Source organism: Vibrio harveyi (assembly GCF_030060435.1).
In the GTDB taxonomy this organism is placed as follows: Bacteria; Pseudomonadota; Gammaproteobacteria; order Enterobacterales; family Vibrionaceae; genus Vibrio; species Vibrio harveyi.
This window is the reverse complement of record NZ_CP125876.1, coordinates 2,011,544-2,035,573: the sequence shown is the minus strand read 5'-3', so window position 1 is coordinate 2,035,573 and position 24,030 is coordinate 2,011,544. Positions and strand designations below refer to the sequence as shown.

Genomic DNA, 24,030 nt, shown 5'->3' with positions numbered 1-24,030 from the left:
ATAGAAATGCAATTAAATTCAAATGAAATCAGTGAATTAATCAGAGAGCGAATTGTTAACTTCAACCTCGAAAGTGAAGCGAGAAATGAAGGTACTATCGTCTCCGTTAGTGACGGCATCATCACAATTCACGGTCTTGCAGACGTTATGCAAGGCGAGATGCTAGAACTGCCAGATAACCGCTTTGCGTTGGCTCTGAACTTAGAGCGTCATTCAGTTGGTGCTGTTGTGATGGGCCCATATGCGGACTTGTCAGAAGGGATGAAAGTAAAAGGCACCGGTCGTATTCTCGAAGTGCCAGTTGGTAACGGTCTGCTAGGTCGTGTCGTGAACACGCTAGGTCAACCAATCGATGGTAAAGGCGCAGTGTCATTCGATCGTATGGACCCTGTAGAGGTCATTGCCCCTGGTGTTATCGACCGTAAATCTGTCGACCAACCAATCCAAACCGGTTACAAAGCGGTAGATTCCATGGTGCCAATTGGTCGTGGTCAACGTGAGTTGATCATCGGTGACCGTCAGACAGGTAAAACCGCGATGGCGATTGATGCCATCATCAACCAAAAAGAACTGGGCGTTAAATGTATTTACGTCGCAATTGGTCAAAAAGCATCGACGATTGCCAACGTGGTTCGCAAGCTAGAAGAACACGGTGCACTAGAAAACACTATTGTGGTGGTTGCGTCAGCATCAGAAGCGGCAGCGCTGCAATACCTAGCGCCATACGCAGGTTGTACCATGGGCGAATACTTCCGTGACCGTGGTGAAGATGCGTTGATCGTATACGATGATCTATCAAAACAAGCGGTGGCTTACCGTCAAATCTCGCTACTTCTAAAACGCCCACCAGGTCGTGAAGCCTTCCCGGGTGATGTTTTCTACCTCCACTCACGCCTTCTAGAACGTGCAGCACGTGTTAATGAAGAATACGTAGAGCGATTCACTAACGGTGAAGTGAAAGGCAAAACCGGTTCTCTAACCGCACTGCCAATCATCGAAACCCAAGCGGGTGACGTATCAGCATTCGTACCAACCAACGTAATCTCGATTACCGATGGTCAAATCTTCCTACAGACTCAGCTATTCAACTCAGGCTTACGTCCAGCGGTTGACCCAGGTATTTCGGTATCTCGTGTAGGTGGTGCAGCACAAACCAAAGTGATCAAGAAGCTGTCGGGGGGTATTCGTACCGCGTTGGCGCAATACCGTGAATTGGCAGCATTTGCTCAGTTCTCTTCTGACCTAGATGAAGCGACACGTCGTCAGCTTGACCACGGTGAGAAAGTAACGGAACTCATGAAGCAGAAGCAGTACGCACCAATGACCGTTGCTGAGCAAGCACTGGCGATCTTTGCAGCAGAGAAGGGTTATCTCACTGATGTGGCGTTAAACCAAATATCTCGCTTTGAAGATGAGTTGATGGCATTTGGTCGTACAAACGCGCAGCCGCTACTGGACAAGATCAACCAATCCGGTGATTACAACGACGAGATCGAGAGTGAGCTACACAGCTTGCTGAAAGAGTTCACTGCGCTGCAATCGTAGGACCACTAACAGGAGTCCGTTATGGCAAATACCAAAGAGATTCGCACCAAAATTGCTAGCGTGAGTAGCACGCAAAAGATTACGAGTGCGATGCAAATGGTCGCCGCCAGCAAAATGCGCAAAGTGCAGGAGAACATGCAGGCGTCCCGTCCTTACGCGGAGAACATGCGTAAGGTTATCGGTCACGTCTCGTCCGGTACGCTGGAGTACAGCCATCCTTTCCTTCAAGAACGCGAAGTGAAGCGAGTGGCTTACATCATCATCTCATCCGATCGAGGTTTGTGTGGTGGCCTGAACAGTAATTTGTTCAAAAAAGTATTGGCAGAAATGCAGGACTGGCAAGAGAAGGGCGTTGAAGTAGATACGACGCTTATTGGTTCGAAAGCAATCAGCTTTTTCCAGTCCCTCGGGAAAGTAATGGCACAGACTTCTGGGCTTGGTGATGCACCAAAACTGGAAGATATGTTGGGTGCGGTTAACGCCATGATGGAGCACTACTCCGAAGGCAAAATCGACCGCTTGTTCCTCGTTTACAACCAGTTTGTAAACACCATGGTGCAAAAACCAACGGTATTGCAGATGTTGCCGTTCCCTAAAGAAGACATTTCACGTGATAAAGAGGCTCGTTGGGATTACCTCTACGAGCAGTCTCCTCAAGACATTCTCAACCACCTGATTCAACGCTATGTGGAATCACTGGTTTATCAGGGGGTGGTTGAGAGTATCGCTTGTGAACAAGCCGCGCGGATGATGGCAATGTCTGCCGCGACGGATAACGCAGCGCAACTGATTGAAGACCTGCAACTGGTTTACAACAAAGCGCGTCAAGCGGCGATTACTCAAGAGTTGAGTGAAATTGTATCCGGCGCACAAGCGGTTTAGAGAGAGAATTTGAGGTTTAAATTATGAGTATTGGCAAAATCGTCAAAGTCATCGGTGCGGTGGTCGACGTCGAGTTCGAACAAGGCAAAGGTCCGAAAGTTTACGACGCACTGAAAATCAACGATGGTAGCAACGGCTCACTGATGTTGGAAGTTCAGCAGCAGTTGGGTGGCGGTGTGGTTCGCTGTATCGCAATGGGTTCTTCGGATGGTCTGAAACGTGGCCTAGAAGTGGAATCTACGGGCAACCCAATCACGGTACCTGTGGGTGAGGAAACCCTAGGTCGTATCATGAACGTGTTGGGTCACCCAATCGATGAATGTGGTCCAATCGGTGAGCAAGTGTCTTACGAAATCCACCGTGATGCACCAAGCTATGAAGAGCAATCTAACAGCACTGCGCTACTGGAAACGGGCGTTAAAGTTATCGACTTGATTTGTCCGTTCGCGAAGGGCGGTAAGATCGGTTTGTTCGGTGGTGCGGGTGTAGGTAAGACGGTAAACATGATGGAGCTTATCAATAACATTGCTAAAGCTCACTCAGGTTTGTCGGTATTTACCGGTGTAGGTGAACGTACTCGTGAGGGTAACGATTTCTACTACGAAATGAAGGAAGCGGGCGTTCTCGACAAAGTAGCCATGGTTTACGGTCAGATGAACGAGCCACCGGGTAACCGTCTACGTGTTGCGCTAACAGGCTTGACCATCGCAGAACGTTTCCGTGATGAAGGTCGTGACGTACTGCTATTCGTGGATAACATTTACCGTTACACATTGGCAGGTACTGAGGTATCGGCGTTGCTTGGTCGTATGCCATCTGCGGTAGGTTACCAACCAACACTGGCAGAAGAGATGGGTGTGCTGCAAGAGCGTATCACGTCGACTAAAAATGGTTCTATCACGTCTATCCAAGCGGTTTACGTACCAGCGGATGACTTGACTGACCCATCGCCAGCAACCACGTTTGCGCACTTGGATGCGACGGTCGTTCTGTCTCGTAACATCGCTGCTTTGGGTCTGTACCCAGCGATTGACCCATTGGATTCGACATCACGTCAGCTTGACCCTCAAGTGGTTGGTCAAGAGCACTACGATGTGGCGCGTAAAGTTCAGCAAACGCTGCAACGTTACAAAGAGCTAAAAGACATCATTGCCATCCTAGGTATGGATGAACTGTCTGAAGAAGATAAGCGCTTGGTATCTCGTGCTCGTAAAGTCGAACGTTTCCTAACTCAGCCTTACCACGTAGCTGAAGTGTTTACGGGCCAACCGGGTGTATTTGTTCCACTAAAAGACACCATTGCAGGCTTTAAAGCGCTGCTTGATGGTCAGTACGATGACATCCCAGAGCAGGCATTTATGTACTGCGGCAACATCGACGAAGTGCTTGAAAAAGCGAAAAAACTGTAAAGCGCGGGAGGCAATATGGCCATAGCGGTTTCACAAAATACGTTTCAACTGAATGTGGTAAGTGCGGAGGGCACTCTTTACTCAGGTCCGGCGCATGCTATCGCGGTAGCGGGTGCGGATGGTGAGTTAGGTATTCGTCCGGGTCACTCACCGCTTATCAGTAAAATCAAGCCGGGCGTTGCTCGTATTACTGGTGACTTGTCCAAGCCTGAAGAGATCCTGTATGTCTCTGGTGGTTTGGTCGAAGTCCAACCTGATGTGGTTACTGTATTAGCGGATACTGCGCTTCACGGTAAAGACATCGACAAAGCAAGGGCTGAAGAAGCTCGTAGAGCTGCGGAAGAAAACATTCGTGCTCATGTAGACGATATCAGCTTTGCACAGGCACACATGGAGTTGAACAAAGCATTGGCTCAGCTTCGTGCAGTTGAACTAACGATGAGAATTCGTTAGTCAACACTTCGGAATGCGGTCTGAAGGGTAACCAAACGGGGCAACTACGGTTTGCCTCGTTTTTTTATTTTTTATGGGGATTAGGTTTAGCAATGAGTCGTTTGTTGAGATAAGACGTATCAGTATTGCAAACACTTTTATATAGCGAGGAAAGCATGCTGGCGTTAGAATCCATCACCCAAATTCTGAATAACGAGTATCAAATTCAAATGAACCAACAATTTATGCTTCGTGCGTTGGAAGTATCACGCAACGCGCTGCCTGCCTGTCAGCCAAACCCGCCTGTCGGATGTGTGCTGGTCAAAAACGGTGAAATCGTATCAGAAGGGCACACACAAGCGATTGGTGGTAATCATGCAGAAGTGGAAGCCCTAAACGCATACAACGGAGACCTAAGTGACGTCACCGCGTACGTAACACTAGAACCATGTTCATTTGTTGGTCGCACGCCAGCTTGCGCTAAAACCTTAGTGACTTGTGGTATCAGAAAAGTAGTGGTTGCTATGCTTGATCCTGATCCTCGTAATGCCGGTCGCGGTATCGAAATCCTAAAAGAAGGTGGCGTTGAAGTAGAAGTTGGCTTATGCGGTGAAGAGGCGAGTGCATTCTTGACCCCTTACCTAGGAAAATCCTGAGTGATTTTCAGAATATTCTTCGTCAATGCGAGGTTAAAACTCGCGAAAACATGCATAGACGCTCAAATCTAGAGTTCTGAGTCGTTAACTATCATACTGTTAGCTAAAATAAGGTCATGTCCTGTTTTATGTTTGCAAAATGAAGAGCACCGACTTAAACCTTATCCCCATTTTCGTGGCGATTTATGAAGAGCAGAACCTGTCTAAGGCTGCTGCTCGTCTTGATATCAGCCAACCTGCGGTGAGCAAAGCACTCGCTCGTTTGCGTGACATTTATGATGAGCCACTGTTCCACCGCAGCACATCGGGTGTCGAGCCGACCAGTTTTGCTATGGATATTTATCCTGCGATGGTCGCTGCGCTGAAAAACTTTACTTCTACCTTATCCGCCTCGAGCAGTTTTGATCCTAAAGTATCCAATCGTATTTTTTCCATCGCCTGCGTCTCAGTTGCCAGTTATGAGTTAATGCCGCAGCTCCTGCGCCAAATCCGTAAAAACGCGCCGAGTGTCGGTTTGGAAGTGCATCCTTTGTTCACGGAAGATTACGAAAGCGATCTGCGTTTACAACGATATGATTTGATTATCGATATGCCACCGCGTGGTCGTACTGTCCTCAAAGTAGAGCCTGTGTTTTCCGAGCGTTTGATGGTGGTGTGCAGTGCCGAGCATCCACGAATTCATGACTCTTGTTCTGTAGAACAATTTTTGGCGGAAGAGCACGTCGTGGTTTCGCGTTGGCATGCGCGTAAAAGTTTGATGAATGAGGAAGATATTGCAGATCTAGCGCAAAGGAATATCGTGTATCGCGCATCTGGTGCAATGGAAATGCTGCCAGTCATTAATGGTAGTGAATATATCGGTATGCTGCCGTTGTCGACCATTCAACACTTTTCAAAAACGTATAATATTAAAGCCGTCCCGCTTCCTTTTAGTGACAAAATTCATGACCTTTGTGCAATCTGGCATTCTAGTCGTCACAATGAAAGTGCGCATCAATGGTTGAGAGCTCAACTCAAGCAAGCAGGGAAAGCAATCGAAGAGTAAAGGACCAGTATGAAGACAATACGAGCCATTCTAAACGGTAAGAAAGCTGGAACGCCTGAGCTTCGCAGTGAGATCATGCGAATGCGAGAACAAGGTGTGGATCTGCAAGTTCGGGTCACTTGGGAATCACAAGACATGACTCGTTTAGTGAGTGAAGCGGTCAATCAAGGAATGAAACGTATTGTTGTTGCTGGTGGCGATGGCACCGTTAACGAAGCGGTAACAGCTTTGAATCAGATTGAGGCGAACGTTCGTCCAGAATTGGCCATTATCCCAATGGGTACGGCGAATGACTTCGCGACTGCTACGAAAATCCCAATCATGATTCGAGAAGCCATCGAACTTGCCGTCAATGGTGACGCTGTTGCGGTAGACTGCGTTCAAGCTAATGATCGCTATTTTATTAATATTGCTGCAGCTGGCTTTGGAGCAGAAATTACCGCTGAAACACCAGTTGAACTGAAAAACTTTCTGGGTGGTGGTGCCTACACATTAACCGGTCTAGTGAAGGCGCTTGGTTTTAAACCTTATGATGGCTCCCTCACAATTGAGCAGGGCAGTTATCAAGGGGAGATCTTGGTTGGGGCGTTTTGTAATAGTCGCCTTGCGGGAGGAGGTCAAGAGCTTGCGCCAAATGCATTGATAGATGATGGCTTAATGGACATTACTTTGGTGCATCCATTCTTGCCCCATGAGCTACCTCAGGTCATTGATGAAATTCAAAATCCAACTGAGACTGGGCAGTTTGTTAAGCATACTCAGGCGAGTTGGTTGGAGATCGATTTCCCTAAAGCACTGCCTTTAAATCTTGATGGTGAGCCTTATCGTTCCCGTAAAATTCGATTTGATGTTAGATCTAAAAGTATTCGCTTGGTCCTTCCGCCCAATTGCCCATGCTTGAGCGTTTGTTAAGAGACGCACAAAAGCCACCCAATGCGGTGGCTTTGTACTTAACAAGAGTAAGGATCTCGTTTGAACGTGTGGCTTATAGCTTTTGAATCGTATCGACGTCGATTTGAGTCTTTGTCCATTCAGAGTCTACTTCACCACGAATGGCAACGCGATCTTGCGGTGATACGTCTTGACCCATCCAGTCTTCGTTATCGATCTCGACTTGAATCTCACCTGTGTTGTCTTTGAATAGGTAAGTCTCATTACCAAGTGCTTGAACGATGTTACCTGTCAACAGTACATAGCTATCATCAGATGCATTTTGCGCCGCTTTTACAGTGCTGATTGCTGCGGTTTCAGGACCGTTGAAGGCAGCCAATGCAGAGCCAGAAATTAGGGCTAATGTTGTCGTAATAATCAGTTTTTTCATGCTAATGGCTTCCTAAGTTAGAAGTAGTAAGTAGAGCCTACGTTGATTGATGCTGTGTTTGCGTAGCTATCAAGCTGGTATTTTGCGTTCGCGCCGATGGTCAATTGAGGGAAGATTTTGTACTCCGCACCGATAGATAGCATTGCACCGAGCTCATTATTTTTTTCAGAACGGTGGAACAAGGTGTTGTTCATTTCGACGTCGTCATTCATAACAAGCTCATGTTCTTCTGATTGGCTTGCTTTGGATTCGTACTGAGTGTAAGTCAAACCTGCTTTAACTTTTGTTGTCCACTTTTCGTTTAATGCATAGCTAAACACAGGCGCTAACGTAATTTGTTTGGCTTTGATTGAAGCGTCCCAATCCATTTCATGATGGTATTTTTGACCCTTGATATCGACAATTCCAAGATTTTTGGAACGACCATCATCAAGATCAAATTGGTTATAACCCAGTTCTACAGCCCAAGAATCATTGATAGAGTAGCCAATGAAGCCACCAAAAATACCGTCTTCCAATTCAGGATTCAGATTCACACCGTCAGCTTGAAAAGATGGTTCAAAATCGTGATCTGTGGTGCCGAACCCGTATTCCAAACCCACGTAAGGTGCTGCTGCAACTGAAAATGAGCTTGCTGCGAGAATCGTCAGGACTGTTTTTTTCATTATATATTTACCTCTTCGTTTCGATGGGAGGCATTTTGTGTGAAGAGTCGTGAAGTGTTCGTGAAGAAAAGACTAACGTTTGAAAATTAATAAAAAAACTCCTCACTAAGGAGGAGTTTGTCAGTTGCAAAGGTATGGTTAATACACCGTGCACCACTCATTTTTCATGTCAATGAGGTGCCAGTTATCACGCTGATTGGCTTCATCCATTGCTTTATCTAAATGACCCACACTGGACTTGCGGTCGTATTTCCACTCACGCTCTTCGTCGGTATGGTGAACGATCATCGCCATAGAGTTTGGTTGACTGGTTGCCCATTGCATCATCGCGTGGTCACCGTCTGAGTTACCAATCGCGAGAACGGGTTTCTTACCGATGATGTGCTGAATGTTCTCAACTTTACCGGCTTTGTCATCAATCGTGAGGATTTCACCTAACTTGGTCACGGTTGGCTTACCGTCGTTGTAGTCGTACTTGTATTTTAGCGCGCTGCCAATGATTTGCTCTTCGGGAATACCGTACACCTCTGGTGCCCAAACGCGCATAAAGTCCACACCGCCACCTGATACGATGTAAGTCTTAAAACCATGCTCTTGCAGGTAGGTGACCATTTCGCGCATTGGTTTGTATGTAAGTTCGGTATAAGCTTTGCCAAAGCGTGGATCTTTCGCGACTTTCAGCCAATCGGCGACTTTTTGCTGATATTCCTCTACCGTCATACCACTATGAGTGACCTTGACGATCTCAAGTAGTGCTTTTTCACCGCCTTTGAAGACGCCTTCAATATCGTCATTCAGTACAGATTTAAACGGTTCTTGTGTCTTCCATTCTGGATGGTCTTTTGCCATCAGTTTCACTTCGTCTAGCGCATACGCCAGTTGGAAGTAAAACGGTTTTTCTGACCATAACGTACCATCATTGTCGAACACCGCGATGCGGTCTTGTTCTGCAATGAAGGTTTTTTTCGAAGCATCAGTAGATTGATCAACATAGTTAACAATCGCAGATTTACTTGCGCCATCTTTCCAAGAAGGTAGTAAGTTTGGATCGCAATCTAAAGCCATCGCTGAGAATGATAAACCAGATAAGACTGCAAGGGCACAGATGTGTTTCTTCATATTATTATTTACCTAAGTTTGAATGTATTGTTTGTATACATTTGAGGTTAAATGAGAACAACGTAGATTTAGCCTCTTTCCCCTAACCATTTCCCTAACCAAGAGACGTCTTAATTGGTAAGAATGCGCAAAGGGGCAGTCACGTCGTTTCTCATGCGTAGTCGTGCTTAATCAGCATCTTTCGCAAGGCGAAGTCCCATGTCCGACATAATTATAGACTGGCTGGCGAAGTCTCGGCGGAAATTCTCTGATTCATCGGCATCATAGGCAAAACTGCCGCCTCGTACGGATTTGTGTGCTAAGCCTGCTTTTTCGTCTTTAGCGTTGTTTGGATTTTCGGTTGGACCAAAGCGGTAGAAGGTGTCGTCATAAGCATCAATAACAAATTCACCAACGTTGCCTGTCATGTCATAAAGACCGAGTTCATTGGGTTGCTTTTGACCAACGGGGTGAGCTTGGTTTTTAGAGTTGTCGGCATACCACGCCACATCAGCAATGTTGTTCGAGCCTGCGTAAGTGAAACCTTGGCTCTTGTTACCGCCTTTCGCGGCAAACTCCCATTCCGCTTCTGTCGGTAAGCGGTAGTTTTCACCGGTGAGTTCGTTCAACTTCTCGATGAAGTAATTTGCCTGCTGCCAACTCAAGTTATTAACCGGAATGTTTGCACCTTGGAAGTAACTCATTGAAGAACCCATGACAGATTCAAACAATTCTTGAGTGACCTCGAATTTGGAAATGTAGAAGCCGTCTACCTTTACTTCGCGTGCTGGGGTTTCTGCCTTCTTGGCGGAGTCGCTGTCCGATCCCATGACAAATGAACCGCCTTCAACCAACACCATGTCTTGATCAATGTTGAGCGCGATAGGGTGCGATGATTGAGTTGCACAACCACTCATTAATACGCTGAATGATAGAATGGAAAGTGCGGTTAACGATTTGCTTTTAAATGATTTCATCAATAGTTTCTCGCCAAAAAAGTCACGATAAATATTAGCAATAAACGCTATGAAAAAAGGTTATAAACGGTATAACAAGCCTCTTGTATTAATGGGATTTATGATTAGGTCATCAAGGTGAGAATGGCACGCTTATGAGCGTTCTCAGCTGCATTTCATAACGAAAAAGGTGACGTATGCACATTACTCAAGGTCCTCAGTTCAACGGTAAAGCCTCTAAGCGTTTACATGTCATGGCAAAACCTATTGGGGCGGCTTGTAACATTGATTGCACTTACTGCTATTACCTCAGCAAACAGGACTTACTTGAGTACAAAAAAGGCTGCACGCCTGTGATGGATGAAGAGACTCTAGAAACCTACATTCGTCAGTACATTGAAGGGCAGAACACGCCGGAAATCATCTTCTCTTGGCAGGGTGGTGAACCAACAATGTTGGGCTTGGATTACTTTAAAAAGATTGTTGAGTTTCAATCTAAGTACAAGCCTGAAGGCGTGGTCATTTCTAACGATCTACAAACCAATGGCACATTGCTCAACGACGATTGGTGTGCATTTCTGAAAGCAAATAACTTCTTGGTCGGTTTGAGTATCGACGGCCCAGAAATGATGCACAACGCTTACCGAACCAACCGCGCAGGTCGTGGTACCTTTAACCAAGTGATGAAGGCTGTTGAACTGCTGCACAAACACGAAGTGAAGTTCGCAACGCTGACTTGTGTAAACAATCTAACCAGCCGCAATCCTCTTGAGGTATACCGATTCCTGCGTGATGAAGTACGCTCACCGCAAATGCAGTTCATTCCCATCGTGGAACAAAAAACGTTCCGTACTACCGCACCTCAAACATGGCAGCCGCAAGAGCAACTGAAACAAGGCGACAAGCGTCTTATTCCTGGTCACAAAGACTCTGTAGTAGAGCCTTGGTGTGTGGCAGACGAGGCGTGGGGTAACTTCCTTATCGCGATTTTTGATGAGTGGATTCAACACGACATTGGCAAAGTGTTTGTGCAGTACTTTGAAGCGAGTGTAGAGACTTGGATGGGGCGCAAAAACCCACTTTGTACACTGGGCGAGATTTGTGGCAAAGGCTTGGCAATGGAACCAAACGGTGATGTTTTTGCTTGTGACCACTACGTTTATCCAGAGTACAAGATTGGCAACATCCACCACGAAAAATTAGACAAGTTGGCCTATGGTCCTGAGCAGCAAAAGTTTGGCTTTGCCAAGACTCGCTCGTTAACCAAGCAGTGCCAACAGTGTGATTACCAATTTGCTTGCTACGGTGAGTGTCCGAAAAACCGTTTCATCCGCACCAAAGACGGTGAACCCGGGTTGAACTACCTGTGTGCAGGTTGGAAAAAGTTCTTCTCTCATGCTGATAAGGCAATGGCATACATTCTTCGTGCAACGGGTAACCCTGTGGCACATGGCAAATACAGTGATTCAGTGCTACGCCAACAAGCGGCGAAGCGTCCTGTATTCGAAACCAAATTTTAAGGGGATTGATATGACATTCTCAAAAACACTGTTAGTTGTCGCTTTAGGTATCACCGCAAGCCAATCTGTCATTGCACAAGATGAAACCTTGCTCGCACCAGACCAAGTTTCATCAGCGAGCGTGACAAGCGCTCAAAAAGCAAACTCAGCGCAGATGTCGCCACAGCAAATGGTTGCGAAGCTGTCTTACCAAGCGCAGGACATCAAACAACCCGTTGAAAAGCGTATTGAAGCACTGCACGAGTTGGCGAATTACCCAAGTCAAAACGCGCTGGTAGCGGTTGCACGCAGCCTTCAAGACCAAGATCCTGCGGTTCGTGAAGCCGCGATTGTTGGAGCAGAGCCATATACGATTGAACATCGTTGGCGCATGATTGAGCCATTATTGAGTGACCAAGAAACCATGGTTCGCATTACTGCGGCGACCAACTTAGTGCGTGACTTTTCTAACGTGAGCAGCGAGCAGAAGCAAACGCTTGAAGCCCCGGTTGCTGAACTGATCAGCTATTTAGAGAACAAGCAAGATAACGGTTCCAAACTGTTATTGGCGGATGTCTATCGTTGGCATCATGAATGGGATAAAGCGGATAAAATCTATCAAGCTTTGGTGATCAATCAGCCGGAGAATCCACAAATCTGGTTAAGCTTGGCGGACAACTACCGAGCGCAGCAACGCGATGCCGATGCAGTAAAGACGCTGGATTCTGCAATTAAGCTTCATCCTGACAACGCATCTTTGCATTACTCGAAAGCGTTAACGCTTGTGCGTCTTGATGACAAGAAGAGCGCAGCTTTAGAGATTGAGAAAGCAGCCAACATGGCGAAAGATAACAGTTACTTCTGGTACCTCAATGGTGTATTGCAAGAAGAGTACAACCTAGACAAATCGGTGAAGTCTTTTGAGCAAGCGTATTTGATTTCTGGCGCGCCGGAGCAGCTTTATGCGGTTTGTGACATTTATGTTCGCTACGACAACCCGAAAACAGACGAGTGCTTGGGCGAACTAGAGAAAGTCGCACCAAGCTACGTGATTGATCAATTGAAAGAGAAGAAAGGGCAGAAGAACGCCAAAGTAAGTAACTAAGACCATTCTGGCTCTTTTCTAAGCTTGTGCTGTTATACCCAAGTAACCTCGAGATGCTAGGTTCAGCGAGAATGACTTGGTTTGTAGACGCGGCGGCGATTTAAAGATCTAGTCACTCTAAATCAAGAATCGACAACAAAGTATACAAGCCAAGACAGCTCGCCCTTCGGGAGCGTGTCATTGCCCCGATCTCTGCGTCAAATAACTTGGAAAGAGCTGGCTATTACGCGGCGTCGTTTTCCTTGACCTCGAATCAATGACAACGCTCTGAATCCTGCATCTTGAAGTTACTTGGGTATACATAACAGACTGAGAACGGTACATTGAGGCGATTGAACTCCTTGATCCAACGCCATTGGTTATCTTGGAGTTTATCGCCTGGACCTTTCACCTCTATCCATTCAAATTTCCCTTCTTTAAATGCAATCAAATCCGGCATGCCGTTTCGATAGAGTTTCAGATCACTTAACTGCACGTTAAACAGTTCGACCAACAGGTCATTAGGGATGTGTTCAAGTGCGAGGGATATCAGCTCTTCGTTCACGTATGCCCAACTGACGAAGGGATTACTGATCCCAACTTTATCTCGGTATGTATCAAACAACGCCTGCGTCTTCCCTTGTTGAACTTGCTCAAGCGCATTGTCGATAAGTTGCTTCCTTTTGTCGGCAAAATCGGCGTGATACAAATCCAATGGTCGATGTTGATAAGCGTTAATAAATGCCCCCTCTATTGGTGCAAAAATAGCATCCCACAAAGTTAAGCCTAACAAGCCGTTGAGTAGGGTATTCTCAGAATAGAAAACGGTCCAACCTAAACTTTCGAAATGTTCTTTGGTTGCCAGTTCAACACGTTGCCGTGATAGATCCAATTCGATGTGGTATTCGTTGCATTTAGGCTTGGTGGCTCTCGGGACTTTAAAGCCCTGTTTACGTTTAACGCGTTGTTCAAGCTTTTGTGCTACTTCAAACTCGGAGACATCAATAGGGTGAGTGAGCATTTTGGTGACAATGTCACAAAATAAATCGTTTTGTTCCAGCTTGTCGTAGATGCGAGCACGACGTTCTCGGCTTGGGGCGAGTGTGGTCGTCTCAAACAACGCAATTGCAATCTCAAGTTCGTTTATGCGCTCGTAATCACGCGCAATGTCGTTAATTATGTGCTCTCGTTTACGGTCGACGTAGCGATGTTCAACCCGTTCTGGCATCGCTTCGATAAGAACATCGAGATTCGCTTTTTGTTTTCTGTCGCATTGCCAATAAAGGTTGGAGAGCTGGCTGAGCTCAATAAGACGGTCGATTTGCTCTCTGCTCTCGAAAAATCGACGCGCTTTACTTAACTGGTATTGTTCGAATTGGTGTAAGCCTAAATCGTCAAGCACGAACTGGCTGAGGTCTTGATGGGTATTAGCAAAAAACAGCGTCAGCAAAACATCAATCATGTGTGCGGAGTTCAGCTTAATCACCGTGAAATCCAGAGCCTCAAATAGCTCGAAACGCTCTTCACTTAGGCATGCCACTAACGCCTCTTTCTTGAGGGATTTAAGATGCTCAGGATAGAGCGTGACGATCTCTGGCTTGGTCAGTAGATTCGCTGCTAATTCTTGCGTTGTTAGGTCAGGGGAGAGCGAGACAAAATCATGAGCTGCCAATTCATCCAAAGCAGACTGGATATTCTCGATTTCTTGATAGTTGAGTTTGTCGCTGCGAAACCAGCACCCTTTACGGCTGTATAGACGAACAAGAAGACACTGTGCGGGTTTGTTTAAGCTTTCAAACGCGGATAGCCATTGGTGCTCATCTGAGCAAAGTAAGTCGCTGTACCACTTGGTAGCGTGCTGTGTGAGCTTAAAGAAGTTATCGAGATAGTAATCTGGCGCGAGTTCGACGGTGTTTTCCATAACCAACTAACAATAAAAAAGGCTTAACCCATAGGTTAAGCCTTTTTCGAATCAATTTCTGCAGATCTACTAGATAAATAGAACTGGACTGGCAATTAAGCGTTTTTCAGTTGTGCTACTTTCGCTTCAGTCAGTGGCTTAGTGATGAACGCCAGTACGATACATACCGCCATCATTGCCGCTGAGATAGTGTAAGCAAGCGTGTAACCGTCACCGTTAGTCATTGAGAAACCAACAACAGCAGCACCGATTGCACCACCGATACCCCATGCTGTGTATAGCACGCCGTAGTTAGTACCGTAGTTCTTCAGACCGTAGAATTCAGCCGTTAGAGTAGGGAATACTGCTAGAAGCGTACCGTAGCCTACTGCTGCGATTGCTGTACCTATGATCAGCGTAAACTCAGTTTTGAACGTTGCGAACAGAACCATGTTGATGCCCTGTAGAACGAACGCTAGAAGAAGAGTACGAACGCCACCGATCTTGTCTGCAAGCATACCTGCTGCTACACGACCGCCTGAGTTAAATACCGCAAGGATAGACGCTAGGTAAACCGCGTTTGGCAGGTTCGCTTGAACGCTTGCAATAGTAGTGATGTTACCGATGATCATAAGACCAACAGAAGCTGCGAACGCGTACATGATCCATAGAGAGTAGAACTGTGGCGTTTTAAGCATTGCTTTCCAAGTTAGGTCGTCAGACTTCTTCACAACCTTAGGCGCTTGACCTTCTTTTACTTTAGGCTCTGCTGGCGTGTAATCCGCTGGTGGGTTGTTGATTGTTGCTGCTAGTGGAACAGCGATAGCAAGGATACCGACACCAAGAACTAGGAAGCTTGTTTGGATGCCCATGCTGTCGATCAGCGCAGAAGTCACAGGAGCTAGGTAGATAGCTGCTAGACCGAAACCTGCTGCGATGATGCCGTTAACCATACCTTTCTTAGATGCGTGGAACCACTTCATTGCTGAAGGAGAAAGACACGCGTAACCAAAACCGATACCTGCACCAGTGACCACACCGAAAGTGATGTTCAGCATTAGTGGTGAGTTAACAAAACCAGACGCGATCATGCCTAGACCTGTTAGAACAGTACCTAGGATAAGGATCAAACGTGGACCCATACGGTCTTGAAGAATACCTGCAACAAGAAGACAGATAGAGAAAGTAATAGTTGCAGTCGCGTAAGGTGCAGATGCTTCTGCTGCGCTCCAGCCTGACTCAGTCACTAGTGCTTTGTTGAATACACTCCAAGCATACAGGATGCCAAGACAAAGGTTGATACAGAATCCTGCTAGCAGGATGCGCATAGCTTTATCAATCTTGCTCATTTTTGTTCTCAGTAATACCTCTTGGCAGATAGCAAAGAGGAGTCGGTTTAAAGATAGGGTTTACTCAAAATAAGTTTGCATTTTTCAACGCATAACGTAATGAGCGCGGATTATAACCAATAAATGTGTGATTGGAATCTCTTTTTACCCCTATTACTAAAAATAATTCGAAGCATTAAAAATGGTTGTAATGAGAGCGTTTTATATATGAAGGAAATGTTGATCTAACGTAAAGAATCGTTGGTTTGGTAGTGAGATCCTAAGTGAAACAAGGTTTATAGCTAGAGCATGGGTATTTGGCTCACAGTTTAAGCAAAAAGTTTCAAAATATTTTAGTGTTAATGTTCTGTAACAAAAGTGGGCAAAATAGAGACTGTTTTCTGTAAGTGCAGGATCTAAAGGGTTTATAAATTAGAGAATGTTAACTGCTTGTAATAACTTGATTCAAGAGGAGGGAGTGAACATAAATTGAGCAAAAAATGTGCTTGTAATTGCTAAATAGATAAGCAAAATAGGGCGCAAAATGAGTTTTCATTAATGAAAGGATGCTTTTCTCTACTCGTAGTGAGGTGACTTATGAAATTGTTCCTATTACTTATGGCTTCTGTTTCTGCAGGTGTCGCATCAGCAGATCACATCCATTCATTCATGCTAGGTCTTTCTATTGCATCGCTTGCAGTAGGTAGCTGCTACTTCTTCGCATTCCGTAGTTCGCGTTTCCCACAGCTTGCTTTGTTCTTACTGATCTGTGGCATGTTATCTAAATTGACGATTACGGTAATTGGCGTAATGTGGGGTATGTCAGCCGAGCTGATTACATCTCCAATCGTGTTTGCTTTGTCTTACTTGTTCTTCTCATTAGCGGTAACCTACTTGTGGTTCAGCTATCGTCAAAGCATCACTAAGATTCCAGAGCGCTTTAAAGCTGCTTAATCAGCGTCACTTATAGCCGAATACAAAAACGCCAGCGATCATCGCTGGCGTTTTACTTTTTGCAGTTAAAGCGTCACGGTAAGCGGCGGTTCTGGAACTTCCAAGAAACACGCTATCACGCGGTACAATTCGCCTTCCGCGACGGTGATCTTACCATCAGACTCAATTGCTAAACGACACGCCTTAACGAACTGTCGCCGTTGAAGGGGTTTAAGTTGCAACAACAGCTCCAATGCAGCGCGACTTAAACGCCAGTTTTTGTTTGGCGCTTCCAATGTCGTTTCTGCAAATCCTAGCGAAGTGAGCGAAGCGTTGAATGCGCGTTGTGCGCCTTCTCGTTCTGAATGCGTGACCCACGCCAATTCACGTAGCAACCAGTGCACGCTTTCTTGGAGTTGCTTGAATGTCTTGTTTTGGCGAGTAGAGCCAAAAGGCGCAAGAAGCTGCTTTTCCAGCAAGTTAATGACGCACCATTCACCCAGTGAGTAGTGATTGTCCGTTTGAGACAACTCTCGCAACACTTGGCAAAGTCTGTTTTTCTGACCTTCACTCATTGATTTAAGTGCTGGGATGGCGAGCTCTAGCAGAGGAAGCCTTAAGTGCAGGGGCAAATCGTAATCCAGCCATGGTAACAGCTTTGCGTGCGAGACCATTGGAATATGACCTTTGATCATCTCACGTTGCACATCGCTGCCATCAAAGATCAGGAGCAATGCAATAAAGCGCGAACTGTAGGGTTCACGCGCAATGTCTACCAAGTCTTGGGGCAATTGGCTGATCAGTTGTTTTCCTGTGTCACTTAGTTCTGAGGAAGTTGGAGTGACACTTTGTGGTTCATGGTCTTGAGAGCCGAAATCGGCATCCGAAGCAAATCCGCTGACTTGTTCATGGGCAAACGTCGAAGCTTGGCTATGATTTCTGCGCGAAAAACTGCCGTCCCAGTTGGGTTCAATGCGACGGATTCGTTCTTCGAGAGGCGGGTGAGTAGCGAAGAAGCCGGTGAAGCCAGACAAACTGCTTTGTCCAAACATCATGTGGCTCATTTGGCTGCTCGCTTGCGCATCCAAGCTAGAGCCAGATGCGTGACCGCCAATCTTTTTTAACGCACCTGAAATACCTTGGTCATTACGAGTAAACTGAACTGCACTCGCGTCCGCCAAGAACTCACGTTGTCGTGAGATAGCTGCTTTGATCATTGAGCCAAATAAAGTACCAACCCAACCGAGCACCAAACACACAACCGCGATCAGCATGATGACAGCGAAGCCTTTATCGGAATCGGAAGAGCTTCTTGATGAACGACTAGTGTAGTGTGTATTGTCGAGAACCAAGTGACCCAAGTGCGCAATACAAGTAATGCCGAACAAGACGCCAATCAAGCGCGTGTTCATGCGCATGTCGCCATTCAATACGTGGCTGAACTCGTGGGCAATGACGCCTTGCAGTTCATCACGAGAAAAGCTGTCGAGCGCACCTTGCGTGACACCTATAACGGCATCATCAATGCTCATACCTGCAGCAAAAGCGTTAATGCCTCGCTCTTCTGGCATCACATAAACAGGAGGGACAGGAATGCCAGAAGCAATCGCCATCTCCTCTACCACATTAAGCAATTGGCGGTGTTTTGTGTCCGTTGTATTTGAGGAAATAAGCTTACCTCCAATACTTTCAGCGACGCCACGACCGCCATTGGAAGAAAGCTCAGATAGGCGGAACATAGAGCTGATTGCGACGACCAGTGCCACACCTGCAAAGCACAGTAAGGTGTAAGTAATCGCGGTGCGTTGATCAAACGGCTCGCCGGTTACTACGTAATAAATAGTAATGGACAGTACGCTGACCAAACTTGTGATGATTAATACTGCTAAGGAGAACAGAAACACCAAAAGCCCGGTACGCTGACGTGCGGTATCTTGATGGTCGAAAAAATCCATTAGAACTCAACCTTTGGCGCTTCTTGGATTGCTTCGCTGTCTGCAAACTCCAGCAACTTACCATCTTGGAAGCCAAACATATTGGCAAACAAGACTGGTGGGAAAGTCTGTTTGTAAGTGTTGTAGCTGGTAACAGCATCATTGAAAGCTTGGCGAGCAAAAGCGACTTTATTCTCCGTGCTGGTTAGTTCTTCTTGCAACTGAGTCATGGTTTCGTTGGCTTTCAGTTCTGGGTAAGCTTCAACGACGACGTTTAACTTACCTAGTGCATTTTGTAGCATGCCTTCTGCTTGTGCCAGTTGGCTAATTGCCGCATCGCTGTCTGGCGCGTCACTTGCTGCTTTCAAACCCGAAATTGCCTGGTTACGCGCTTGGATGACTCGCTCGAAGGTTTCTTTTTCGTGTTCCATGTAACCTTTCGCTGTGCTGACAAGATTTGGGATCAGGTCGTAACGACGTTTTAACTGAACCTCAATCTGAGCAAAGCTGTTTTTAAAGCGATTACGCAGCGTCACTAGTTTGTTGTAAATGCTGACCGCAAACACCGCGATAAGCAAAATGATGACGATGAAAACAATAAGTGAAGTCATAGTAAGTTCCATTTTGTGAATGTATTTGGACTTTATATAAGTAGTTGAGATATTAAGCAAATTAGACTTACTTATAATGTGCAATGTTTTGTAATTATGGGACGTATTGCGTATTCAGTACGAGGTGTCAAAGAGAGGAAAGGTGGTGACAAGGTCTGTGGAATAGAAATAAAAAAGCCCGACAAAACTGCCGAGCTTTTACGAACTAGTGATTGTGATTAGCGCTTACGCTGACATTGGTACAAGAACCATAGTACCGATGATCACAGTAATCAGACCCGCTAGAACTGGCACTGATGTGCGTTTTACTACCTCAAATGGGCTGATGTTTGCCATACCTGAAGTAGCAACGATTACACCAGATACTGGCGAGATAGTACGACCTAGGTTAGAAGCTTGTAGCATTGGGATGATTAGGAACGCAGGGTTCAAACCCATTTTCGCAGCCAGTGAAGGAGCAAGTTCAACGAACGCGTAGAATGGTGCGTTACCAGAACCCGTTGCAATTGCTGCCGCCACGGTTAGACCTGTTAGGATAAGCATTAGTGCGATACCGCCTGCGCCTGCGTTATCCGCTAGGTGAAGAAGGTTGTCGATCGCACCGATAGACATAAGACCTTGAGCAAACACACCAGCAGCAACCAAAAGCATTACTACACCCTTAAACGCATCCGCCATGCCTGTGTAGCACGAGTCTAGATCTTCAAGAGATTTCTTACCGTCGAATTTATTAACAACGTAATGAATAACCGCACCTAAGAAAATCGAGCCAACCACGATCGTGTAGATATCTAGGCTTAGACCAGGGATTGTGCGACCGTTGAATAGGAAAACACCGATGATAGGTAGGAAAGGTAGCGCAGCGTAGAATGCTGGAGCATCTGCTTTGATCTCAGATACGTCGATTCTTTCCATTGGTGTGTTGTCTTTCTTATCTAGGTATTTGTTCCAGAAGAAAGCGGCTGCCGCCATTACGATGATTGCACAGATAGAAACAGGAAGTACGGTTTGAACCGCAAATACGTCAAGCGCGAGACCAGATTTTTCTGCTGCGATAACCACGTCACCTGATGTTGGCGAAAGAATGATTGCCGCTGGTGAAGCACACACTGCCACTGCCGCTGGACGAGAAATACCCATTGCCGTCATCATAGGGAATAGGGTCGCCATTAATAGCACGCCCAGACCTGTTGCTGAACTCACTGCAAGAGACATCAAACATGCCACGATGTAAGCCGCTACCAAAAGGACGTATGGAGACTTGATAACAGAAAGCGGTTTAGAGAACTGTTTTACAACAACATTGTTTGCGCCGATATGTGTCATGTAAGACGCAAAACCACAAAGTAGCATGATTTGCATACCAAGACCGCCGCCACGGTATTGAAGCATGTATTTTACGTACTCTAGTGCGTCCGTCACCATATTACCCGTTGAGGTTACTTTTGATGGCAGTACGTCATGGCCAAGAATGCCAGTCATAAGAAGCAAACTAATACCTGCGGTTAATAACACGCCAGCAGCTTTGTAGCCTTTGACAATGAAATAACCCACAGCAATGGTCACTACCAAGCCAATTAAGAGCTCTAACATAGGGTTGTCTCCAGATATTATGAAAAAAAGAAAGAAACTGTTTCAGTTTATGTCTGGGAATTTACAGAATTCTTTCCTGTGGCACGAGACTAAATTAGAGCTAGCATGATCTAAAACAAATAATAGATTAATAAATAATTGCATTGGATTATATTGTTTAAATTACGTTTTTTAGGTGTTATGTACTAGTTTTCTGGATTTTAAAGAAACGAAAATATGAACATTCAATCGAATAAAAATCGTACTAAATGATTAAAAAGTGAGAAAAGCGATAGTTCGAGCTAGATCACGTTAAAGGGGCTTGGTTGAACAAAAAAGCTCCGAATTAACGGAGCTTTTGTTTTGACGTCTTTATATTGAAGCGCGAGTTACACGTTACGCGTAGCGACGCACTAAGAGATTCCAACTGCGTTGTTGACGTTCAAATTCTTCCTTAATTTGTTGGTATTTTAATTTGGAAACGGATCGCTCATACTTTTTCACTACTGTTGCAGTTTTCTCACCAAGCACTTCTTTGCGCGCTTCGTAGTACTCCTGCATGTGATGTACTAATGCGTCGAACTCCTTCTGAAGCTGATCACGAATCGACTGGCTGTTTGGCTTACTCTCTAGTTTTTCTTTGGCTTTCTTCAATAACTGCGTCGCGCGTGCTTTTTCTATGCGAAACGTTGACGTCGTACGAAGCTTCGTTGTTAACCCCAGCCAAGAACAAGATTTGATCAGCCATTTGGTTGGATCGTAGTGCCACCAGTAAACGCCATTACGGTAATCGTTCTCAAAGATGTGATGGAAGTTGTGGTAGCCCTCACCAAAGGTAAAGAATGCCAAAATGCCATTGTCACGAGCAGTGTTTTTATCGGTGAAGGTTTGTTTACCCCAAACGTGCGCTAATGAGTTGATAAAGAAAGTGGTGTGATGGCTCAAGAACAGACGAGCAGCACCGACAATTAGGAACATTCCCCAGATATCACCGTATAGAAGCCCAAGAGCCAGTGGGAAACCAATGTTCGTTGCGATAGCCAAAGGGACATAATATTTGTGCTGCCACACGACGATTTTATCTCGCTTCAAATCTCGACAATTAGTGTACTCATTCTCTTTTGATTTGTTGTAATCACGAAGCATCCAACCGATATGTGAATACCAGAACCCACGTTTTGCTGAGTATGGGTCTTTGTCGTTGTCGTCGACATGTTTGTGGTGAACACGATGATCGGATGACCAATGCATTGCACTGTTTTGAAGAGAGAAAGCACCACCGATGGCAAAGATGAATCGTAAAACTGGGTGAGCTTCGTAGGTTTTGTGACTCCAAAGGCGGTGATAGCCCGCTGTAATAGAGAGGTTGGTGAAACTAAAGGCAATAATGCCCCAGATCAGATGCTCCCAGCCTAAACCGAAGTGGTATGCATACCAAGGCAGTACAATAAAGGTGAGAATAAAACTGGCGGAAAATATCAATATATTCAACCAGATAAGTGGTGGTTTATTATGCTTCACAATGTGTCCCTAACTTTGAGCTAACAACTGTACGCCAGAATATCAGCGTACACGTGTAAGTCAAACTAAAGTTCGATGACTTTGTTTCGAGTTGTGACATTTCTATCGTTAAGCGAAAACTCGCAATAATTGGGTTTCGTTGGTGGGATATTTTGCTTTTAAACGAATAATGAGTAGTATTAATCAATGAGCTGTGGCTATAGATTTGTAAAATCTGCCAATAATATGCAGTTAATGAGGTGGAAAATGCCAAAGCTCGTTAGAGAAGCAATACAAGAACATAGGAATACGTAATGGAATTACGATTAGCGGAATATAAGGATTATGAACGCATCGCGCAGTTACACGCAGACAGTTGGAAGCGCCACTACCGTGGTGTGTTGAGTGATGGCTATTTGGATAGCGAAGCCATCGACGACAAACTGTTGATATGGCAAACGCGCTTAACCAATCCACCATTCAACCAACACATTGTTTTAGCCGAAGAGGGTGGTCTTCTTCTTGGTTTTGTTTGTGTGTTTGGTAATCATGATTTTGAACGTGGCAGCTTTATTGAAGCATTGCACGTAGATGACAGTTATCGCGGAAGAGGTATAGGCAAACAGCTACTTCTTGCGGTAGCGGAATGGCACCAGCAATACTTCAAGGACAGTGGTTTGTATCTTGAAGTCGTCTCTCAGAATGAACCTGCGGTTGAGTTTTATCAACATATTGGCGGGCAAGAGTGTCAGGAGCGAAACTGGAAAACTCCGGGCGGAAATGAAGTACTCGAAAAAGTGTTTCGTTGGTCTAACGCGCAATCACTAGTGAGTGGCATTGAAGAGAATGTTATTTACTCGTAACTCAGATTGAGTTTCCTTTAAACATACAAAGAGCAGCACGTCGCTGCTCTTTTTTGTCTGCATAGGGATACCACTTAGAAGGTGAGTCCTAGGGCTTTGAGTTCTTGTTCACATTGTTCAGCATTCTCAAATTGAATCGCAGAGATTCCAAGTTTTCGAGCGCCTTCTACGTTATAAGGCATATCATCAAGAAAAACCGTCTCAGCAGCGATAAGTTGATGAGTATCAAGCAAGCTCTGATAGATCTCAGGCTGAGGTTTTAGCAAACCAAGCTCGGCGGAAACCGTCGTTCCATCAAATAAAGGCCAAAACTCATAGGTTGTTTTTAAGTGTTCAACAATCTCAACAACATTATCGGTTAATGCATACACGGAATAACCAGCACTTTTGATGCGTGTGAGGAGTTCTACGCTGCCAAAGATCAGAAGTTGTGTTTGCTTAACATAGTAAAAGAATCGCTCACATTCGTTGAGAGACAGCTGTTTCTCTGATTGGTAACGCTCTTTCGCCTCAGCTTCTGTGATTAAGCCTTTGTTTAAATCTAACCATATATCGTTTGCGAATAATGCTTTAGCTTTTGCCTCAGCATCAACGTGGTTGCCCAATGTCAATCTGACGATTTCTAAAGGTGACCATCTCACCATGACGTTGCCGATATCAAATACGACATTCTTAATTGAGTTAGCTTGCATAGGTATCCTTGGGTTAATTTGATTAGGTACGTGTTCAAATTCCGGCAATATCTTAATTGCAATATGTTTATGTAAAAATTGTTGCGTATAATCCGGTTTTTCAAA

At 45.4% G+C, this 24,030-nt stretch carries 22 protein-coding genes; 11 read left to right on the top strand and 11 right to left on the bottom strand.

Annotated elements, in window-relative coordinates; translation table 11 throughout:
- The first annotated feature begins 6 nt into the window (after positions 1–6).
- The 7 genes from atpA (at position 7) to yegS (ending at position 6,881) form a co-directional block, all read left to right on the top strand.
- Positions 7–1,545, top strand: a complete 1,539-nt coding sequence (atpA, locus tag QMY49_RS25535; RefSeq protein WP_009699258.1) for a F0F1 ATP synthase subunit alpha — start codon at positions 7–9, stop codon at positions 1,543–1,545.
- Positions 1,546–1,566: 21 nt separating this feature from the next.
- A complete protein-coding gene (gene atpG, locus QMY49_RS25530; protein ID WP_005431811.1) occupies positions 1,567–2,427 on the top strand; it encodes a F0F1 ATP synthase subunit gamma in 861 nt (286 codons plus the stop codon).
- Positions 2,428–2,450: 23 nt separating this feature from the next.
- Positions 2,451–3,836, top strand: coding sequence for a F0F1 ATP synthase subunit beta (gene atpD / locus QMY49_RS25525; protein ID WP_017188899.1), 1,386 nt, complete (start codon positions 2,451–2,453; stop codon positions 3,834–3,836).
- A 15-nt stretch (positions 3,837–3,851) separates the two neighbouring features.
- Positions 3,852–4,289 (top strand): F0F1 ATP synthase subunit epsilon, encoded by a 438-nt coding sequence (locus tag QMY49_RS25520; RefSeq protein WP_005431788.1) that lies wholly within the window; start codon positions 3,852–3,854, stop codon positions 4,287–4,289.
- Positions 4,290–4,498: 209 nt separating this feature from the next.
- On the top strand, positions 4,499–4,924 hold the full coding sequence (locus QMY49_RS25515; RefSeq protein WP_009697242.1) for a bifunctional diaminohydroxyphosphoribosylaminopyrimidine deaminase/5-amino-6-(5-phosphoribosylamino)uracil reductase RibD: 426 nt from the start codon (positions 4,499–4,501) through the stop codon (positions 4,922–4,924).
- Positions 4,925–5,063: 139 nt separating this feature from the next.
- A complete protein-coding gene (locus tag QMY49_RS25510; protein ID WP_017188901.1) occupies positions 5,064–5,969 on the top strand; it encodes a LysR family transcriptional regulator in 906 nt (301 codons plus the stop codon).
- Between the two features lie 9 nt (positions 5,970–5,978).
- On the top strand, positions 5,979–6,881 hold the full coding sequence (gene yegS, locus QMY49_RS25505; protein ID WP_017819197.1) for a lipid kinase YegS: 903 nt from the start codon (positions 5,979–5,981) through the stop codon (positions 6,879–6,881).
- Between the two features lie 73 nt (positions 6,882–6,954).
- Here yegS and QMY49_RS25500 read toward each other — a convergent pair whose 3' ends face one another.
- The 4 genes from QMY49_RS25500 to QMY49_RS25485 form a co-directional block, all read right to left on the bottom strand.
- On the bottom strand, positions 6,955–7,290 hold the full coding sequence (locus tag QMY49_RS25500) for a YgiW/YdeI family stress tolerance OB fold protein (protein WP_005447161.1): 336 nt from the start codon (positions 7,288–7,290) through the stop codon (positions 6,955–6,957).
- 17 nt (positions 7,291–7,307) lie between these two features.
- Entirely contained in the window at positions 7,308–7,955 is a 648-nt protein-coding gene (locus QMY49_RS25495) for an AcfA family outer membrane beta-barrel protein (RefSeq protein WP_005447160.1), read from the bottom strand.
- 138 nt (positions 7,956–8,093) lie between these two features.
- Positions 8,094–9,074: an HAD family hydrolase gene (locus tag QMY49_RS25490; RefSeq protein ID WP_005447159.1), complete on the bottom strand. Its 981-nt coding sequence runs from the start codon at positions 9,072–9,074 to the stop codon at positions 8,094–8,096.
- 167 nt (positions 9,075–9,241) lie between these two features.
- Positions 9,242–10,030, bottom strand: coding sequence for a formylglycine-generating enzyme family protein (locus tag QMY49_RS25485; protein WP_172581451.1), 789 nt, complete (start codon positions 10,028–10,030; stop codon positions 9,242–9,244).
- Between the two features lie 176 nt (positions 10,031–10,206).
- Here QMY49_RS25485 and QMY49_RS25480 point away from each other — a divergent pair, with 176 nt between their 5' ends.
- Positions 10,207–11,529 (top strand): anaerobic sulfatase maturase, encoded by a 1,323-nt coding sequence (locus QMY49_RS25480; RefSeq protein WP_017819195.1) that lies wholly within the window; start codon positions 10,207–10,209, stop codon positions 11,527–11,529.
- Positions 11,530–11,539: 10 nt separating this feature from the next.
- On the top strand, positions 11,540–12,613 hold the full coding sequence (locus QMY49_RS25475; protein ID WP_038899135.1) for a tetratricopeptide repeat protein: 1,074 nt from the start codon (positions 11,540–11,542) through the stop codon (positions 12,611–12,613).
- A 253-nt stretch (positions 12,614–12,866) separates the two neighbouring features.
- Here QMY49_RS25475 and QMY49_RS25470 read toward each other — a convergent pair whose 3' ends face one another.
- Together QMY49_RS25470 and QMY49_RS25465 are read right to left on the bottom strand one after the other, a co-directional pair.
- On the bottom strand, positions 12,867–14,513 hold the full coding sequence (locus QMY49_RS25470) for a VRR-NUC domain-containing protein (protein WP_283315262.1): 1,647 nt from the start codon (positions 14,511–14,513) through the stop codon (positions 12,867–12,869).
- Positions 14,514–14,608: 95 nt separating this feature from the next.
- The gene (locus QMY49_RS25465; RefSeq protein WP_005447152.1) at positions 14,609–15,841 is read right to left on the bottom strand and encodes an L-lactate MFS transporter; all 1,233 of its coding nucleotides are present in this window, start codon (positions 15,839–15,841) and stop codon (positions 14,609–14,611) included.
- 576 nt (positions 15,842–16,417) lie between these two features.
- On the opposite strand from QMY49_RS25465, the gene QMY49_RS25460 reads away from it, so the two are divergent.
- Complete coding sequence (locus QMY49_RS25460; RefSeq protein WP_005447150.1) at positions 16,418–16,774, top strand: hypothetical protein; 357 nt, start codon at positions 16,418–16,420, stop codon at positions 16,772–16,774.
- Between the two features lie 65 nt (positions 16,775–16,839).
- Here the strand turns inward: QMY49_RS25460 and QMY49_RS25455 are convergent, their stop codons facing one another.
- The 4 genes from QMY49_RS25455 to QMY49_RS25440 form a co-directional block, all read right to left on the bottom strand.
- Positions 16,840–18,708: a M48 family metallopeptidase gene (locus tag QMY49_RS25455; protein WP_283315257.1), complete on the bottom strand. Its 1,869-nt coding sequence runs from the start codon at positions 18,706–18,708 to the stop codon at positions 16,840–16,842.
- Entirely contained in the window at positions 18,708–19,298 is a 591-nt protein-coding gene (locus QMY49_RS25450; protein ID WP_005447146.1) for a LemA family protein, read from the bottom strand. The genes QMY49_RS25455 and QMY49_RS25450 overlap by 1 nt, the downstream gene beginning before the upstream one ends.
- 225 nt (positions 19,299–19,523) lie before the next feature.
- Positions 19,524–20,891, bottom strand: a complete 1,368-nt coding sequence (gene dcuC / locus QMY49_RS25445) for an anaerobic C4-dicarboxylate transporter DcuC (protein ID WP_005447145.1) — start codon at positions 20,889–20,891, stop codon at positions 19,524–19,526.
- Between the two features lie 375 nt (positions 20,892–21,266).
- Positions 21,267–22,391 (bottom strand): acyl-CoA desaturase, encoded by a 1,125-nt coding sequence (locus QMY49_RS25440; protein ID WP_017188909.1) that lies wholly within the window; start codon positions 22,389–22,391, stop codon positions 21,267–21,269.
- Between the two features lie 293 nt (positions 22,392–22,684).
- Between QMY49_RS25440 and QMY49_RS25435 the strand changes: the two genes are divergently transcribed.
- Positions 22,685–23,233, top strand: coding sequence for a GNAT family N-acetyltransferase (locus QMY49_RS25435; protein WP_005447141.1), 549 nt, complete (start codon positions 22,685–22,687; stop codon positions 23,231–23,233).
- A 74-nt stretch (positions 23,234–23,307) separates the two neighbouring features.
- Here the strand turns inward: QMY49_RS25435 and QMY49_RS25430 are convergent, their stop codons facing one another.
- The gene (locus QMY49_RS25430) at positions 23,308–23,925 is read right to left on the bottom strand and encodes an HAD family hydrolase (RefSeq protein WP_252045694.1); all 618 of its coding nucleotides are present in this window, start codon (positions 23,923–23,925) and stop codon (positions 23,308–23,310) included.
- Positions 23,926–24,030 lie beyond the last annotated feature (105 nt).